This is a genomic window from Alkalibacterium psychrotolerans, assembly GCF_054784355.1.
Map to the genome: position 1 here is coordinate 1 of NZ_BAAGPH010000022.1, position 17,314 is coordinate 17,314.

Consider the following 17,314-nt stretch of genomic DNA (forward strand, 5'->3'; position numbering starts at 1 on the left):
AAGATCGGGAAGTTCAGTATTTTTCAATGCCTTATCAAGCACAATCATGGTCGAAACCCCGTCGTGTCTGTATTCGATCAATCCGTGAAGCAGGAGAACTCCTCTTTCAACACGCATTCATTGTGACGAATCTATCCGATAATGTCTCACCTGAAGTCATATTCTCTCTTTACGGCAAGCGAGGGACAATGGAGAATTTCATCAAAGAAGCGAAAGGTGGCTTTTATTTCGATAAAACAGACAGTCCACGCTTCTTAGAAAATCATGTCAGAATGATGATTAGTCTGCTTGCATACAACCTCATCAACTGTCTAAAGACTATCGGCTTTGATAAAAAAAACCAAGGGATGACTATTCATTCCATCCGACTAACATTCCTTAAAGTCGCTGGCAAACTTGTGCAAACAGGCAGACGAGCCTATCTAAAATTGTCGAGTTATCATGTGTATCAAACTGAATTCTATAGGGTCTTCGAGCGCCTACGGCGATCCAGTCAATGGATTTAAATCAGTCATCACGTTAATTTTTTGAATCANTCCCTAGTTCTTTAGTAACTTTTTTTATTGTAGTTAAAAGCCACTGGTCATAGCCTATTCTAAGAAAGCATATTGCAGTTTCTCCCACGTTGAAATATCTCTGTTTTGTTCGCCAAAATAGCCACTGATTGTTAACAACATCGGGATTTTTGGTATACACATCCATAGGATCTTCAATGCCATTATGAATGGTAAACTTTATTTTGATATTAGATAAATCATCGATTCTAAGTAAGTCATTTAGCATAATAGCGGTCATGTCTTTACGCCTCCTGTCATTATATTATTCCTTAAGATTGAGTTTAATCCCAATACTTTAACCAATAACTCTACCTAGGATAAGTCTTTTTCACCCTCTTAAACAGATTATTGCGCTTATCCCTCTAATCTTTCTTTTCATAAGCTTCACGATGCAACTCACGGATCTCCTCTTCAAATTCCAACACCGGTCCGTCGACCTCTGCATCCCGGATGATTTCTTCGATTGCCAGGTTCCGCACCGGTGATTGAGGAGCCCCCATTTCTTCCATCCACTCTACCAGCTGTTTGGATGAACTGGCATACACAATTCTGCCCAAACCAACCCATCCATGGGCTGCGGCACACATGGGACAATGTTCGCCAGAGGTATAGACGGTAGCCTTCTTTCGTTCTTCCGGTGTCAGGTATGCTGCTGCAAAGCGTGCCAGGGAAAACTCCGGGTGCAGGGTATGGTCTCCGCCTGCCACGTGATTATGGTCTTCCGCAAGCACCTCACCTTTGCTTGACACAAGCACGGAGCCAAATGGCTGATTTCCTTTTTCCAGTGCCGTTCTTGCCAGGTGAATGCACCGCCTGAGATGCTTTAAATCTGTTTTACTGATCATAGCGAATCGCTCCTCATCCTGTTTCAATGTATGTTCTCTTCATAGAAGTTTTTTTAAGAAACCTTATCCAACTCTTCAATCAACGCACTCTTCCTAGGATAGGCTTCTTTGATGGTATCGGCTAACTCATTCTGTTTCACTACTCCCACTACCTGGCCGTACTGTCTGATTTTTGCGGCGAGTTGTTTGTACTCTTTTCGAGTAGACAGGGTGTCTGCGTAGTCCAGGAGGTAGCGGGTATACAGAGTTTCAGTTTCTTTTGGGTAGTGCGGTTTGAGTAGAGGCGCGACTGCTTCAACTAAGGCAGTTTTAATACCGACCAATTCCAGTAGGCCGCTCCAGTCTTCTTCCATGATTAAAATGTTTTTGTATACACCGGTCAGGATAAAATCAGGCTGTCTGGCTCTTAGAGCGGTTTTGACTTTCTGATAAAATGCTTTCGAGTTGCTCACAACGTCTTTCGTCTGCTGGTAGTAGTCCTCTTTTCCTTTTAAAATCAGCTGAATGGCCACTTCAGCGGTCTGCTCTTCGTTACCTACGCCTCGGTAAGCTTCATAGGCGTACTGCAACGTTGTTGTCATGTCCGTTTGCTGTCCACGCTCTTTCATTTCAGAAAGCAGCTTAAGGACGTTTTGATACTTGTTTTTTTCAATCAAAAAGCGCATGAGGGATTCAGTGATTTGGTAAAAGGCTGTGTGCTGATTTAAAAAGTCTACATAGGCCTCGTCGGATTCGTAGAGTTTAATGACCGCCGCTTGAATCAATAAGAGTTGCGGCAGAACATACTCTTTTTCCAAGTCATCTAAGCCGTCTATTTTGTCGTCAACAATGCGTTGAAAAGCCTCTCTAACGTCTGGCACACTCAAAATAGAGACAAACTGCGACAACAGTTGGATGGCGTAATCAGACCAGGCTTGGAAAACAGGCTGCTTAACGGTTTCCCTTAAATCAGCTAGTAACGTCAGCTGCTCTTCTTTATCGGAGAAGACATAGATATCAAGTGTGTCGTGCAAAGTATCGAGAATACAGTCCAGTAAGGTCCCCACACTTCCGCCAGAATCGTCGCAGCAGTCAATGAGCTGAGTTGCTTCAGTATAGAAAAACAGCAGAGTTTTCAGTTTGTCATAGGTTGGGTCGGTTTCTTCAATCTGTTCAAGCAGTTCCTGCAGTTCGTCCGTCAAGTCCATGGTGTCGTAATACGATATAAAGCCCGTGTGATCTTTCGCGGCTTCAATAATGTCCACAATCGTATACATCGGCGGCAGAGCTTCCGAAGGTTTGCCAGATTTCTTGACGGTGCCCATCAGTTTGTCGCGCTCAGATGGGTAACGTCTAAATAAAATCAGTAGTAAGGACATGAGCCGGTCCCGGTCCAGTTGCCCAAGCAAATCGGTCAGATCCTGCATCTCTTCGTTTTCTTGCTTGTCGTTCATTTTAATGCGAATATACAAAAAAGCCGCCACTTGATGCTTGCAGAAGGGTCCTTGATCATACGGACAGGAACAGGCCGTTTTCGCTATAGTATCCAAGTCTTCCGCCAGTGTTACGGCAACTTCATAATAGGCACTGCCTTTAAAAATAAAACGATACAGCTGGTCGGTTTCCTTTTTAACGGATTGGATGTTGTCATAATTTAAGTACCCGATTCCCCTTTTAAAAATCATCGGGTCAATGTGCTCTTCAATGTTAGAGAGTTTCATAAGCGCCTCCTTAACTCAATCTTTTTAGCACGTGTTTAATGTGGCTTGTTACTTCCTAGTCTACACTATTTCATGCTCGGGTGACACGATAAACCCCGGGAATCGTTTAGCTGCAATAATGTAAGCGCATAGAAAAACACAAATATTGTCTAGCAAAACACGTTAATTAGCCTTTTAAACAAACCGCTTTCATCCTATAATAAAGCTATAATGATTAGGAGGAATGTCAGCATGAGTGTTCATTATTATGTTTCAAAAAACGGATCAGATTCAGCGGACGGTTCCCAGGGCCAGCCGTTTCTGACGATTAACAAGGCCGCTTCTGTGGCAATCGCGGGCGATACGGTCACGGTTCACGAAGGAGTTTACCGGGAATGGGTCAAGCCTAAAAATGCCGGCTTAAGTAACCGCCGACGCATCACCTATCAGGCAGCTGAGGGCGAACAGGTCGTCATTAAAGGGTCTGAAGTAATTACTAATTGGGAAAAGGTTGACGGCTCTGTCTGGAAAGCTGTCATCCCTAACGCGTTATTCGGAGACTATAACCCCTTTAAAGAAGAATTGTTCGGCGACTGGGTGGTTGAGAACCCTGGCCGTCACTTAGGCGAGGTTTATTTGAACGGCAAGTCTTTCTATGAAGCGGAAACGCTGGACGAAGTAAAAAATCCTCAGGAAGTAACGGAAGTCGTGGACGGCTGGACACGCAAGACAGTCCCAGCACATGATGCCCCTCAGACGAAATATGTCTGGTATGCGGAAGTCGATGAGAACGAAACGACTGTATATGCGAACTTCCATGACTACAATCCAAATGAAGAACTAATTGAAGTCAACGTCAGACGGTCCTGTTTCTACCCGGAAATTACGGGTATTGACTACATTACCGTTAAAGGATTTGAAATGGCTCAGGCTGCGACGCCTTGGACGCCCCCTACTGCCGATCAACCGGGACTGCTTGGTCCGAACTGGTCTAAAGGCTGGATTATCGAAGACAACAATATTCACGATTCCAAGTGTAGTGCCATCAGTATTGGTAAAGAAGGTTCTACTGGACACAACTACTACTCCAGACGCCAGGACAAGCCGGGGTATCACTATCAGATTGAAACGGTCTTTGAAGCGACTAAAGCGGGCTGGAGCAAGGAAAAAGTAGGCTCGCACGTTATTCGTAACAACGTCATTCATGACTGCGGACAGAACGGGATTGTCGGTCACTTAGGCTGTATTTTCAGTGAGATTTATAATAACCATATTTTCAATATTGCGATTAAACGTCAATTTTACGGACACGAGATTGCCGGTATTAAATTACACGCGGCGATTGATACGCAGATTCACAACAACCGTATACACGACTGCACACTGGGCATCTGGCTGGACTGGCAGCTTCAAGGAACGCGTGTCAGCCGCAACCTCTTTTACAATAATAACCGCGACTTGTTTGTGGAAGTCAGCAGCGGACCGTTCCTCGTTGACCACAACATTTTGACGGCGGACTATGCGCTGGACAACCACGCTCAAGGTGGCGCGTATATTAATAATATTGTCAGAGGTCACATGGAACACCGCAAAATGCTGGACCGCTCGACCCCTTATCACGTGGCACACAGCACGGATATTAAAGGCTTCTCCCCTGTTTATGGCGGAGATGACCGTTGGTACAACAACATCTTTATTGGTGACTCAGAAATAGACGGTGTGGGAACGGCGCATTACAAAGGCTACACCACGTCTCTTGAAGAATTCATCTATGATGTGCATCACCAGCCTGGTAGCGACCATGAAGCTTTCAATGTCGTGGAACAGCCGGTATACATCAGTGAAAATGCCTACTTGAATGGTGCCGAAGCCTTTGAGCGTGAGGAAAACAATCTGGTGACTGATCACGATCCGGCTTTCAAAATTGTGGATGAAGGTAAAGAAGTATTTGTGGAAATTACTTTACCTGATGGTTTCGAAAACCTTAAAGGGGGTATCCACTCCACCCAGACGCTGGAACGTGTGCGTCTGGCCGATGCCGAGTTTGAAAATCCTGATGGCAGTGACGTCGTTATCGATACGGATTTACTGGGTAACGTTAAAGACGGCGACTCAGTACTTGGCCCTATTGCCGACTTGAAGAGCGGTCACAACCGAATTAAAGTGTGGGGCTAATTGAAAGCCTAGCAGTAAAAACCTCAGCCTAGAAACTGAGGTCTTTTTTTAATGAAAAAAATTGGTTCAGCCAATTTCGACAGTATAGATTAGTTTAAATGACTTCTGAGGAGTTAATCGTTCTTCGTATAGTTTACTGATGATGAAAGATGATTAACTGAACATAATCATCTCTCAGTTAAAATTAGTGTGCTGAAGAATGATTAAAAGGTAGATAATCATCTCTCATTAGATTTACAACCACCGAAAGACGATTAATGGTTCATTTCAGTATAGACCATTATAAAAGGACCCCAGCTAGTAACTGAGGTCCTTTTGTCATCCTACATATCATCAACCAGGCGAAAATAATGTTCAATATGGTCAATCAAGTCATCATAGTAAACCGGGTACCGGTTTGATCCGCTTATTTCTAGAGTCTTGAGAGTGTCAAATTCTAACCTGACTTTCCATTGAGTCCCATCCAGTATGTCCGGGTCGGTATAGTCTTCTGTCCAGGATAGGATAAAGAAATCCCGAAACACAGTCGTTTTAAAGTCACGCCATTCATCTAGGGTTGTCCGGAATGTCATAGCGCTATGTTCCAGCTCACTGTAGGGCGGCTCAATAGTCAGCTCAACGTAGCCGTCTTTTTCAAGAAATGTCAGTTGTTTAAAGCCGCCAAAGTAGCCCCCGTATGAAAACTTAAATGTATCGCATTGATTTTCTGCTGAGTCTGGCGACGCTGCGTTCGCTTCACCAAAGAGTTTATTGCAGTTTAAGCACCTGTGCTGGTAATTGTCTTCTTCTAATTGGTACTCCTCTTCATCTGTCAAGGGTGTTTCTTCTCCACAGTACGGGCAGCGAATCGTTTCCATTGAGCTTCAACTCCTTACTTTGTAATGTTAAACTGCTTAATTATAGAGCGGCTCAACAATTTCTTCAGTTAGATCATACCGTCTGACATCAACAGCACCGTAAACGCCCGATGCATCAAAAATGACCGAATCCCCAACGTGCGTTAAATGGCGGATATAGTCGGTCACATACAAGCGCTCAATCTCATCGCCTTCAAGATTAGCCTTGTAAACGCCGCTATAACGATGCTTAGGTGCGTATGTGCTTGTCATATATATAATTTTTGAATCAGTCAAGATATAGTAGTCAACTGTTGTATCAATCAGTACTTCTTCTTGACCCGAACTATTTTCTGGGAGGCGGTAAAGTCTCTGGTCCTCGCCTGTGAAATAATAATAGCCATTCTGTTTGGTTATACTCCAGGCTTGAGTCTCAGATAACCGTTCGATGTGCTCACCGTCCAGTGAATAGCGGTCTAACCCATCCCGATGACTCACATACAAAGCATCTTCATAAACCGACAAGTCATACGCATTCTCAACGTTCACGACCCGCTCCAGGTTTGCTCCGTTTAAATCCATTCGGTGAACGGTAAATCGGTCGGCGCTGTTACGGAAGTATAGGCCATTTTCCGTCAGGTGCACATTCGTGACATAGCCGTGGTCAAAAAGCGTCTCCTGACTGGATCCGTCTAACTTCATGCGCTGTAGACTTTCCCCATCTGTAAAGTAAAGCCAGTCTCCTGCCAAGTTTAAATTACCAAAGCCATAGGACGTTTGAGGAAAGGTAATTGTTTCCTCAAAATTCAGGTCGATGTCTGTTTTAATGAGTGTCCGGTCATCGTGCATGTATATAGAAAAATCCTCTGCACCAATACCCACACCACGGTTGTTTATATTACTTACAGAATTGCCATAGAGGTTGCCGTGAAAGTCTTCCACTTCCGCATTTGCGTGTTCCAGATTATGCCGGAAAGCGGTCCATTCCCATATCAAGCCGCTGTCTCTGACGAGCGGCATGGTTAACACAACGGCCGCAAAAGCCAGACGGAACGGTTTGAACCAGTTGGTCTGTTTTTCATTTTCACTGGTATGAAGGTGTTTGAATATGTCGGTTACGTAAAACTGTGGTCCCGAGATACGCACTAGGTCTCTATTCTTTTCAATGGTCACTTTATCATCAATGACCAAGTTGAGTGGATTATCAAAAGCTGGACGAATGATTGTATAAGAATGATTGTCCTGCAGGATTTCCCACCTGTACGACTGAAGGTACCTTTTCAGATAGGAATAGTTCTCGAGTCTTTTTTCCTGTGAAATGGGTTTATAGCGCTTATACACTAAGGTGCCGATCAGAAAGACGTAACTGACAAGGGTTATCCATTCCAGATTCATGACGTAACCAAAGACTAAATAGTATAAGCTGTTCAGCACTATGTAAGCAGGTATTAAAATAAACAGTAGACTCCTCAGTAGCAAATCAATTATTTTTGATATCTTCATCCTCTACCCCTTTCCTATTTCCTTTAAGCAAGTTTATGCTTTTAAGTGTATCAAATTTATTGACTTTAATATACAAGTATATATAAAAAGGCTCCCAATTCTGGAAACCTTTTTAATCGTGTTCTGCTATCGGTTTACTCGTGTGCATCCCACTGACAAGGCAGGATCTCCATTTCACTGAAGCTTACGGTAAAAGAGGAGTCTTCCGGACTGCAGGCATACACGCCAAAAGAGATTTCTTCGTCTCCTTCATGGAGATGGCTGATGCGCATCTGGCTAAACGCTTTTCCGTCGAGACTGTATTCAACTAAATAATCAGATTCACGTCGGCTCAGTCGATACCAAATGGATTTGACCGAGGCGTCGGTATCTTGGGTGGACCAGTCTGAATACCCGTGATTGGTCACAACGGCGCCAAGTCTTTGTAGCTGCTCGTTTTCATATTCAATCGACGCCTTGATCCAGTTGTCAGAGTTCTGATACAAAACCACTCCTGCCTGATCAAACCGGTGGGAACTGTCGAAGTCGACTTTGGTCACGAAAGAAAAGTAGCGTTCGTCTGTTTTAATCTGGAACATTGGAGCGTTATCATTTCGAAAACCATAGTAGGTCCGCTGCCATAAGTCGGTGTGCGGTTCAGTCTTTAAAGTGATTTTTGTGTCGCTTATCTCAAAGTTCTCTGGTGCATATGTGACCGTTATCTTATTGTCTATGAAGTCTTTTTTCATTGGGTTGTCTCCTCCTGATGGTTTTATCTAAGCTATTCTTCGCTAGTATCCTCTGCTTCTCTATTTTAACAGAGAAAATGGCTGCATGCAGTTATTGAGACACCTAAGTGAAAAACTGTAAAGTACGCAAGAGAAATTGGAGTTTAAACTAAACACAAACAGCCAAATAGTGCAGTTCAGTTTCTCGAACTACACGCTGGAGGTCAAAATTTAGAGAAAAATTTAGTTCAGCATTAATTTAGTCGGACAAACTATCCTCACTGTTTAGTTTATGAGCCAAATAGTTTCTAAACTATACTCCTCCTCCGTTTTTGTCGAATACAAAAATAAATAGCGACGAATCTGGCCCGGCCAGATTCCACAGAATATATCTAAAGAAGGAGGATGTCCGCTTCACGGACATCTACCTTAACAAGTGCTTTAAAACATAAAGAATTTTAGAAATAAACTAAACAAAAACAGTCAAATAGTGCAGTTCAGTTTTCCGAACTGCACGCTGGAGGTCAAAATCGGGCGAAACATTTAGTTCAGCAATAATTTAGTCGGACAAACTGTCCTCACTGTCTAGTTTGAGAGCCAGATAGTCTCTAAACTAAACGCCTCCCCCATTTTAGTCTAGTTCAGAGATAAATATAGACGAATCTGGCCGGGCCAGATTCCACATCTTCATTTTAAAATCAAAAAAGAAGCCCTCATCACTAGCGATGAGGGCCTCACTCTATTAGATTAAAGAAAAATATACAAGTACGTTGCCATGAACAGGAAGAAACCAGTCATAGCCGTGATGACTCCGTTGAATGTCAGCTCGACGTGACTGATGCGGTCAAGCAAACCACTCTTTTTGACGCCCCCGTTATAAATACCGGCAGCCGCTACAATCATCAGTGCATAAACGATTCCTTTTTCAAAGTATTCTGTTGAGAACACTTCGATTTCATAACCGAACAGTAAGTCCATCGAAAGTGGTCCCAGCAGTCCTGAGATTAGAATCAGTCCACCCATGATAAAGACCAGCAGTTCTGACAGTCGATCTTCCTTCGGTGGTTTCGCGTCTTCAGCACGGTTATCTTTTCCGAATAGAATGGTTCCAAACTTCAGGAAGTACGTAAGGGTTCCCAGGTTAATCAGGTTCAAACCTAGCTGGACAATCGGACGGTAACTCCCGTAGCTGATCATGTATTTGGAAATACTTCCGTTAAAGAGCGGTGCACCTGTTACCCCCAGGATACCGAAGGCAATCGCCATACCTGACAGCGGCATGCTTCTCAACACACCTCTAATTTGTCTGATATCCCGTGTGCCGTACTGGTTGTAAACCTGCCCGGCAGCCAGGAACAAGGTCGATTTGAAGAGTGCGTGACTGACGACGTGGAACAATGCTCCCCAGTAGGCAATCTCAGATCCCATATTGATTCCGATCATAATCAGACCGATTTGAGAAACCGTTGAATACGCCAGAATCATCTTAATGTCATTTTGCCCCATAGCCATGATGAAACCGAAGATTGATGTGATGAAGCCGATAACGAAAAAGACTTCCTGAACCTGAATAACCGGTTCAAACATCGCACTGAATCGGATGAACATGTAGACCCCTGTTTTAATGAACAGGCCGGATAAGATAGCTGAGACAACAGGCGGCGCACTCGGTGTACCATGTGCTTTCGGCAGCCAGCTGAACAGTGGCACAACAGCCGTTTTCAGACTCAGTGTGGTCATCATTAAAGCGAACGGCAGCATCAAAGCTTGCGGGTTCTCAACCTCTGTGATGGCCACGCTGATTGCGCGCATATCGAGAAGTCCTGTAGTGCGGTAAAGCATGCCAATCCCCATCAGGAGAAAGGCTGTTCCAATAACGTTTACGAAAAAGTAAATCATCCCATCGTAAATCGCCTGCTTTTCCTTATTAAACATGATAAGAATCGCTACCACGACGGTAGACACTTCCAGCATAACAAAGATGTTAAATAAGTCGGTACTTAAAAATAGTGAAATAATAAGTCCTTGCAGTACCAAGAACAGAAAAGCGAATTGCGTGTTGAAATAATCTTTATGAAAAGCGAATAAGACCATCATTAAGAAAATGGTTGCAGTCAGTAGCACAAATACCGACGATATGATATCAGCCATCAAGGTGATAGCGAGTCCGTCAGGCACATCCGACATAAAATTGAAAATCGTGCCGTCTGTCCGGACCTGAATGAAAATGCGCAGGGCATATAGAAATTGAGCCACCTGGACACCTACGATAAACAGACGTGTATCCTTTTTGGAAAAGAGAATGTTTAGTATGCCGGCCAGTATCGGTCCAATTACGAGTAGATAAAGCAAAGTGTGTACCTTCTTTCTGTTTCAAAGTAGTTAAGCCAGCCAGAACATGTAACCAATCAGTCCCATGAAAAATATGACCTGAGCAGTTATCATTGAATTGAATGACAGTTCAATATAGCCGATTTTGGAGAACAAGTCTCTCCCTCTCACCCATCCCCTGTAAATCGCAAAGGCTGCTAGCACCAGCAGTAAATATATAAATGATTTTTCTAAGTATTCCCCTGGATAAATGACAAAATCGAAGCCATATAAGAATTCCAGCAGGAAGTTCCCGAATATACCGCTCGCCAATGTGAGTGCACCAAATGCAAATGCAATCCACTGCGGCAAATCGTGAACCGTGTTTTTCTGTTTCAGCTCGTCGGTCATCGTATTTCTTCCAAACAGCATAGCAGCAAATTTCATACTGTAGACAAGCGTCCCCAAATTAATCAGGTTCAAGAGCAGCTGAATGTATGGCGATTCACTTCCGTAACTAATCATGTATTTGGAGATGGATCCGTTGAACAAAGGCGCTCCTGTTATACCCATCAAGCCGAATATGATGGCAAAGCCGGTTACAGGCAAAGTTTTCATAACCCCTCTGATAGCGTGAATGTTTCGCGTCCCATAGTGATGCGTTAAAACACCGACCGACAGGAACAATACCGTTTTAAACAAAGAGTGCGCGAACATATGGTACATGCTTCCCCAGTAACTGGCTTCTGAACCAAAAGAGAAACCGACGATAATCAGTCCCACTTGAGAAATGGTTGAATAAGCGAGCAGCAAACGCAGATCGTTTTGGCCCACTGCCAGCACAAAGCCGACGATACTGGTGACAAAACCGATAACCAGGAAGAATGTATTCAACTCGATAACCTGCGCGAACATGAAAGACACACGGACAAAGAGATACAGCCCCGTTGTTTCATAAACTCCGGACAAAATAGCCGGAATAACTGGAGGAGCACTCGGTGTTCCGTAGGCTTTCGGCAGCCAGCTTGATAATGGGAACAAAGCGATTTTTAGACTAATTGTCGTCATAATAAAGGCAAAAGGCAGAATCAGTGAACGCGGATCCTCAACTTCAGTAATAACCTCTTCGATGGCATGCAAATCAAGGTAGCCGAATGTCCGGTATAAAAAACCGACTCCAAACAGCCAGAACCCTGAACTGATGACACTGACGAAAAGAAAAATCATCCCGTCATATACAGCCTGTTTATCTTTCATCAGCATAATTAGAATCGCCACAACAACTGTCGACACTTCGAGCAAAACATATATGTTAAATAAATCCGTTGATAAGAATAACGCAATAATCAAGGACTGCAGTGTCAGGTATAGAAAGCCGAACTGACTGCTGAAGTAATCCCCGGTATAGGCGTATAGCAGCAGCCCGAGAAACAGCAGCGTGGTCAGCCAGACCAGTACCATTGAAATTCGGTCCGCATAAAGCGTGATAGCAATACCGCGAGGGTAACCGGCCATATTATCGATAATTGTGCCTTCCTGGCGCACTAAATAAAATAAATAGCTAGCGTAGCCAGTGACACCAATTTGAGACCCGACAATTAGATTGCGTGAATCGCGGTGAACAAAACCGATATTAATAACGGCAATAATTATGGGGATAATAATAAGCCAGTACAGCATCCTCTCGCTCCTTTTAAAAGGTTTTTAAGACTAAAACACACGTCAAAGTATTAATGACAAATACATAACCATAACAATAAAGTAGGCTGCCATGGCCGTGATAATGCCGTTAAAGGTCAATTCGAGGTGACCGATTCGTGTAATCAGCCCCCCGTGTTTTATAATGCCGTGATAGAACGCAATCCCGGCCACAATCATCAGAACGTATACCATTCCTTTTTGAATGTATTCATCAACATTTACATGAACTTCGTAGTTAAACAGGAACTGAGTCAGTGCTTCACCGAAAATCCCAGTGAAGAAGGAAGCCACTCCCATTGCAACTGAAGCAGTCAAGGCAAACAAATCGGTCTTGGCTGTGCCCTCTTTTGGATTTTTTCCAAAGAGCATGGTCGCGTATTTAACGAAAGACATTGTTGTACCTAAGTTGATGATATTAAGCAACAAAGTGACACCATAGTCATACGTTCCGTGTGCAATCATGTATTTTGAGATGCTGCCGTTGAAGAACGGTGCTCCGGTAATTCCTAAAATAGCAAAAGTTGTTGCCACTGCTACCCAAGGCATTCGTTTGAACAAGCCTCTAATTTTATAGACATTTCGTGTGCCGTATTCGTCATAAATCATGCCGGCTGTTAAGAATAAGGTAGATTTGAAAATGGCATGGTTAAAGATGTGATACACAGCACCCCAGAATGCAATCTCTGAAGCCATGTTAATACCCATCATAATCAAACCAATCTGCGATACGGTATGGTAAGCCAGAATCAGTTTAATGTCTTTTTGACCAAGAGCCATGATGAAACCAATCAGCGATGTGAAGAAACCGATCCAGAAGAAAAAGACGTGCATATCGATGACTGGACTGAACATGTCATTAAAGCGAATAAACATGTACACCCCACTCTTGATGTACAGCCCGCTCAAAACGGCTGATACGACAGGTGGCGCACTCGGTGTTCCGTGTGCTTTCGGCAGCCAGCTGAACAGCGGTGTAACAGCTGTTTTCAACGATACGGTCACCATCATCATACCGTACGGCAAAACGACTGCTCTTGGCCCGTCCAGAAGACTCATCGATTCTCTAATCGCACGAATGTCCAGAAGTCCGAATGTCCGGTAAAGCATGCCGATGCCAAACAAGAGAAAAGCTGATCCGATGACGTTGACGAAGAAATAAATCATTCCATCATAGATCGCCTGCTTTTCCTTGTTGTACATAATCAGAATAGCAACCACTACGGTTGAGACTTCAAGGAATACGAAGATGTTGAATAAGTCGCTTGATAAGAACAAGCCCATCATCAGTCCCTGAAGTGTCATGAATAAAAAGTAAAAACGACCTTTGAAGTAGGGTTCTTTAGTTGCATAAACTAAAAAGGCAATGTAGAAGACGGCCGTCATCAGGACCATAAAGATTGAAATGGCATCTGCATATAAGCTGAGTGCCAGTCCATCCGTATACCCTCCGACATTCCAGACGATGGGTCCCGTCTGTTTGACGTTTAAAAAGATAAAAAATGCCAAGGTGGCGTACAAAAACTGAAAAACATATAATATAAACTTAGATGCTTTGTTATCAAGCAGGTAAGCAATTACTCCAGCTAATATTGGAGCAAGAACTAATAATCCTAACACTTAATGTTCACTTCCTGTCTTATTTCGATTACGCGACCAGTGCGTAATCCCATGTTTCTGCTTGTAGTGCATGAACATGGTTAAACCTATCGCTGTAACACCGATTCCGATAACGATAGCGGTAATCATCAAAGCGGAAGGAACTGGGTCAACATAGTTAACACCTGAAAGGTCCTGGCCGATTGGCGGGACACTTCCCGATGTGTAGTTAATTGTGATGTAAAATAAAAATATACCCGATTCCATGATAGACATGGACATAATCGTCTTAACGATAGTCTTTTTTGTCATCAGACCGTAAAGGCCGATGAAGAATAAAAGAATACCGACGATTTCGCCAGTGATAAAATCCAATGGTTTCATCTTCTTTCTATAGATAGTTGCGTTAATGTGAGAAGCAAGCGAAAGCAGACAGGTTTATCTGCCTTCGTAAAATACGAATCGGTAGAATATAACGCTCAGACCGGTAAAGACTTTCATACCAATCAGCGTGTTCATTGCGATCATGTAAATCTGGTGAGACAATACTGTGTCTGCCGGCTGCAGCTGCATGAACACGTAAAGGACCGGTGTCATAACAATTGACAGGAAAAGCAGTTTTTCAACAATTTCAAGTGCATGCAGATCCAGGTCAAAGTTTGGATACACAAGGTAGCGTGTAATCAAGGCAGTCGCCAGTACCGCTCCACCCTGGAATCCCCCACCCGGAGAAACATGTCCGTTGATGATAATGTACAATCCGATTAATAGAACGAACGGATAAATGATTCCGACCATACGGATAACAATTTCGGAGTTGTTTTTTCTGTTAAAGTCATCTTGTTCAAAGCGGTACTGTTCAGCGTGTTTGTTCGCCCATGAGACGTTGATAACCTCCATTACGGATACCATCAGCATCAAGGCTTCAAACAGCGTATCGAAAACGCGGTAGTTCAAATAGATTGCCGCAACCGAGTTTGTTGCTCCAGTCTGATTAAAGAAATCAGCTGTAAAGTAGTCCATCAATGGCGTATCGATTTGTTCAGAATAGTTCAGGAATAAGAATAATACGACTGCCGCACCGACTACCGCAAAAATAATCCGGAGTAAGTGAATGAGTCTATGCGTCTGCGCCATCTAGGCTCACCTCATCTCTAAATACCACACGGATATCGGAAATATCTGTGATAACATCGTTCAAGTTTGCAATGATATCCTGGAAAACCTGATCGGTCGTATCACCGTAAATATAAACCAAATCGCCTTTTCGGTGAATCAGGCAGTCGTGCCTGTCTTCCTGCATCACCATTTCAAGTGTATGATTCGTGTAAGCCAGCTGAGGCTCAATTTCTTCCGTACGTTCAATGAATAGTTCTAGAGGACGCACAATGGAGTCCATAATTTCATTAATCTGATCATCATTGAAGGTTTCGACGTCTTCATTGATGTAGCAGATGTCGTAAACTGATACTTTTTTCAAAGCAACCAAGTACATGACCGTGGACAGTCCAACACCAATTGCCGCTTCTGCCAGCGCCACATCGGGAGCATTATAATGCAGGTAGGCCAGTGCAATGGTTAATGAAAAAGCACCTAGGAAAATGATTGAGCGACGCAAGTTATCTGAGAAGACAGAGACACTAGCCAGAACAAGCAAAGTCAGTAATATAAATGTTTCAAACATGTCTCCTATCGCTCCTTTTTAATTCTATAGCCACTCAAGTGAGCAGAACGCGTAATGGCGTGAGTCGCTATGGGGTTCGTTATAATATATAATGCTAAAACTAAAATAAGCTTGCCGGTGAAAAAGTCAAAGCCATGTTTAATAATCAGTCCGAACATAATCGTAATGAAACCGACTGTATCAACTTTACCCGTAATCAAAATACGTGAAAAATAATCCTTGAAGCGGAAAATTCCTAAAACACCCAGTGTCATAAATAGAAGGCCAATCATAACGACAATATTACCAATCCACTCTTGTGCTACTGCCATTAGACATCCCCTCTTCTCTCTACAAATCGAGCAATCATGATGGTACCAATAAAGCCAAGTACCCCGTAGATTAATGCGACATCGATCATAAAGGTACGGTCAATGACCATCCCAATCAATACAGCTGCCACAATTACTTTTGATGAAAATATTGCGAATCCAAGCATCCGGTCCCATACAGTCGGTCCCTGAAGCACACGGACCAGACCAAATACTGACAATGCCGCAACAATGATTAAAGCAAACGAATCAAAATTCATGTGTTCCCCTTCTTCCTTTCTTGTACGTGCTGAACTTATGCTTTACCTTCGATTTTGTTTTCATATATCAGAAGAATTTCTTCCAATCGAAGCGGAATGACACCTCTAGGGTCTTCATCGACACCTGGTGGGTTCAACGCCAGAACTTTAAGTTTGCTTCCCTTTTTCTCAACGATAACTGTACCGGGTGTGAGCGTAATTGAGTTTGCGAGTATATCAATCAGCAGTTCATCCGTCAGCTTTGTCTCACAGTTGATAATTTCAACGTCAGACTTGCCGGTCAAAATGTTTGGAATAACCGCAATCCCTGCAAGAAAAATTTCCACAATCAGACGCAGGCCGTACTTCAATAGCGTACCCAGTTCAATCATGTAAGAGTGCTCGTAATTTCCTTTCAACAGGAAACGGTCTGTGAAGATTACAACAAGGACGGCCATTAATAAGCCTGTCAGAGCGATACCTACAGAAAACTCCTCAAACAAAATAAGCCATACTACCGATAAGATGAGGATAACCTCTTTATTATCGACGATGTCTTCCCATAATGCGTTCATATATGTTTTCAAAAAAAAACCTCCCTTCCGACGTGAGTAGATGAAAGTCTATCTCTAAGTAAGTCGATGGGCGGGCAAAAATCCCGTCATTTCGGCTGTACTTCGATTGTAGCATGTTTCCAATCATATGCAATGAGTTTTTAGCAAAAATCCAATGATTTATAAGCTGAAAACGATTTTTCAGAAAAATGACTTCATTCTTCCTTCACAATTTTTCTTCCTATTAAATAGCTTAACAAAAATCAGTCAGCCTTCACCCGAATAAAATGAACGCTTTTTGACTATTGACGAAAGCTGGCCAGCTTTCTTCCTCTCAATTTCTAGTGGTTTTTTTGGAAGCAATTGAAACGCTGCACACACTTGTGTGGTTGAACTGGATTCTCTTTACACACTCCAGCACTTTTATGAATGGAGCTTTAACTTAAAATCACTTATATTCATACTCAGGGGCATCTCACTCTTGAGTATTAAACTCAAGTTTCGCACCCCTAAGAACGACGTTCTATCCTTTTACCGTAAAGATCAGTTAGAATATTGAACTTAAAAGTACAGAAAAAGACACCTCTCTTTGGTAAAATGTAGTTACCAACAAACAT

Annotated in this window: 16 protein-coding genes; 2 read left to right on the top strand and 14 right to left on the bottom strand. The window is 43.0% G+C overall.

The annotated features are described in order from the left end of the window. The coding region (locus ACYVLS_RS03250) for a transposase (protein WP_407094487.1) at positions 1-506 on the top strand (506 nt) is incomplete at its 5' end. Between the two features lie 413 nt (positions 507-919). Here the strand turns inward: ACYVLS_RS03250 and ACYVLS_RS03255 are convergent. Then, positions 920-1,402: a nucleoside deaminase gene (locus tag ACYVLS_RS03255; protein ID WP_460321168.1), complete on the bottom strand. Its 483-nt coding sequence runs from the start codon at positions 1,400-1,402 to the stop codon at positions 920-922. A 53-nt stretch (positions 1,403-1,455) separates the two neighbouring features. Further along, positions 1,456-3,102, bottom strand: a complete 1,647-nt coding sequence (locus tag ACYVLS_RS03260) for an SWIM zinc finger family protein (RefSeq protein ID WP_460321171.1) — start codon at positions 3,100-3,102, stop codon at positions 1,456-1,458. A 231-nt stretch (positions 3,103-3,333) separates the two neighbouring features. Between ACYVLS_RS03260 and ACYVLS_RS03265 the strand changes: the two genes are divergently transcribed. Continuing rightward, positions 3,334-5,256, top strand: a complete 1,923-nt coding sequence (locus ACYVLS_RS03265; protein WP_460321173.1) for a right-handed parallel beta-helix repeat-containing protein — start codon at positions 3,334-3,336, stop codon at positions 5,254-5,256. A 323-nt stretch (positions 5,257-5,579) separates the two neighbouring features. Here ACYVLS_RS03265 and ACYVLS_RS03270 read toward each other — a convergent pair whose 3' ends face one another. The 12 genes from ACYVLS_RS03270 to ACYVLS_RS03325 all read right to left on the bottom strand — a co-directional run bounded on the left by ACYVLS_RS03270 (position 5,580) and on the right by ACYVLS_RS03325 (position 16,730). Beyond that, positions 5,580-6,113, bottom strand: coding sequence for a hypothetical protein (locus ACYVLS_RS03270; RefSeq protein WP_460321175.1), 534 nt, complete (start codon positions 6,111-6,113; stop codon positions 5,580-5,582). A 36-nt stretch (positions 6,114-6,149) separates the two neighbouring features. Next, the gene (locus ACYVLS_RS03275; RefSeq protein ID WP_460321177.1) at positions 6,150-7,595 is read right to left on the bottom strand and encodes a DUF5050 domain-containing protein; all 1,446 of its coding nucleotides are present in this window, start codon (positions 7,593-7,595) and stop codon (positions 6,150-6,152) included. A 134-nt stretch (positions 7,596-7,729) separates the two neighbouring features. After that, the gene (locus ACYVLS_RS03280; RefSeq protein WP_460321179.1) at positions 7,730-8,323 is read right to left on the bottom strand and encodes a DUF1349 domain-containing protein; all 594 of its coding nucleotides are present in this window, start codon (positions 8,321-8,323) and stop codon (positions 7,730-7,732) included. A gap of 726 nt (positions 8,324-9,049) precedes the next feature. Then, positions 9,050-10,654 (bottom strand): complex I subunit 5 family protein, encoded by a 1,605-nt coding sequence (locus ACYVLS_RS03285; protein ID WP_460321182.1) that lies wholly within the window; start codon positions 10,652-10,654, stop codon positions 9,050-9,052. A 30-nt stretch (positions 10,655-10,684) separates the two neighbouring features. Further along, positions 10,685-12,292 carry a complex I subunit 5 family protein gene (locus ACYVLS_RS03290; RefSeq protein WP_460321185.1) on the bottom strand — a complete coding sequence of 536 codons (1,608 nt, stop codon included), beginning with the start codon at positions 12,290-12,292 and terminating at the stop codon, positions 10,685-10,687. Between the two features lie 42 nt (positions 12,293-12,334). Further along, positions 12,335-13,930, bottom strand: a complete 1,596-nt coding sequence (locus ACYVLS_RS03295; protein ID WP_460321188.1) for a complex I subunit 5 family protein — start codon at positions 13,928-13,930, stop codon at positions 12,335-12,337. Further along, complete coding sequence (locus ACYVLS_RS03300) at positions 13,931-14,284, bottom strand: sodium:proton antiporter (protein WP_460321191.1); 354 nt, start codon at positions 14,282-14,284, stop codon at positions 13,931-13,933. Positions 14,285-14,347: 63 nt separating this feature from the next. After that, positions 14,348-15,046: an MnhB domain-containing protein gene (locus ACYVLS_RS03305; protein ID WP_460321194.1), complete on the bottom strand. Its 699-nt coding sequence runs from the start codon at positions 15,044-15,046 to the stop codon at positions 14,348-14,350. Then, a complete protein-coding gene (locus tag ACYVLS_RS03310) occupies positions 15,030-15,593 on the bottom strand; it encodes a Na(+)/H(+) antiporter subunit B (RefSeq protein WP_460321197.1) in 564 nt (187 codons plus the stop codon). Before ACYVLS_RS03310 ends, ACYVLS_RS03305 begins: the two co-directional genes overlap by 17 nt. Positions 15,594-15,598: 5 nt before the next feature. Beyond that, entirely contained in the window at positions 15,599-15,904 is a 306-nt protein-coding gene (mnhG, locus tag ACYVLS_RS03315; RefSeq protein ID WP_460321200.1) for a monovalent cation/H(+) antiporter subunit G, read from the bottom strand. Continuing rightward, the gene (locus ACYVLS_RS03320) at positions 15,904-16,164 is read right to left on the bottom strand and encodes a monovalent cation/H+ antiporter complex subunit F (RefSeq protein ID WP_460321203.1); all 261 of its coding nucleotides are present in this window, start codon (positions 16,162-16,164) and stop codon (positions 15,904-15,906) included. Before ACYVLS_RS03320 ends, mnhG begins: the two co-directional genes overlap by 1 nt. A 35-nt stretch (positions 16,165-16,199) precedes the next feature. Next, positions 16,200-16,730, bottom strand: coding sequence for a Na+/H+ antiporter subunit E (locus ACYVLS_RS03325; RefSeq protein WP_460321206.1), 531 nt, complete (start codon positions 16,728-16,730; stop codon positions 16,200-16,202). Between the last annotated feature and the right edge of the window lie 584 nt (positions 16,731-17,314).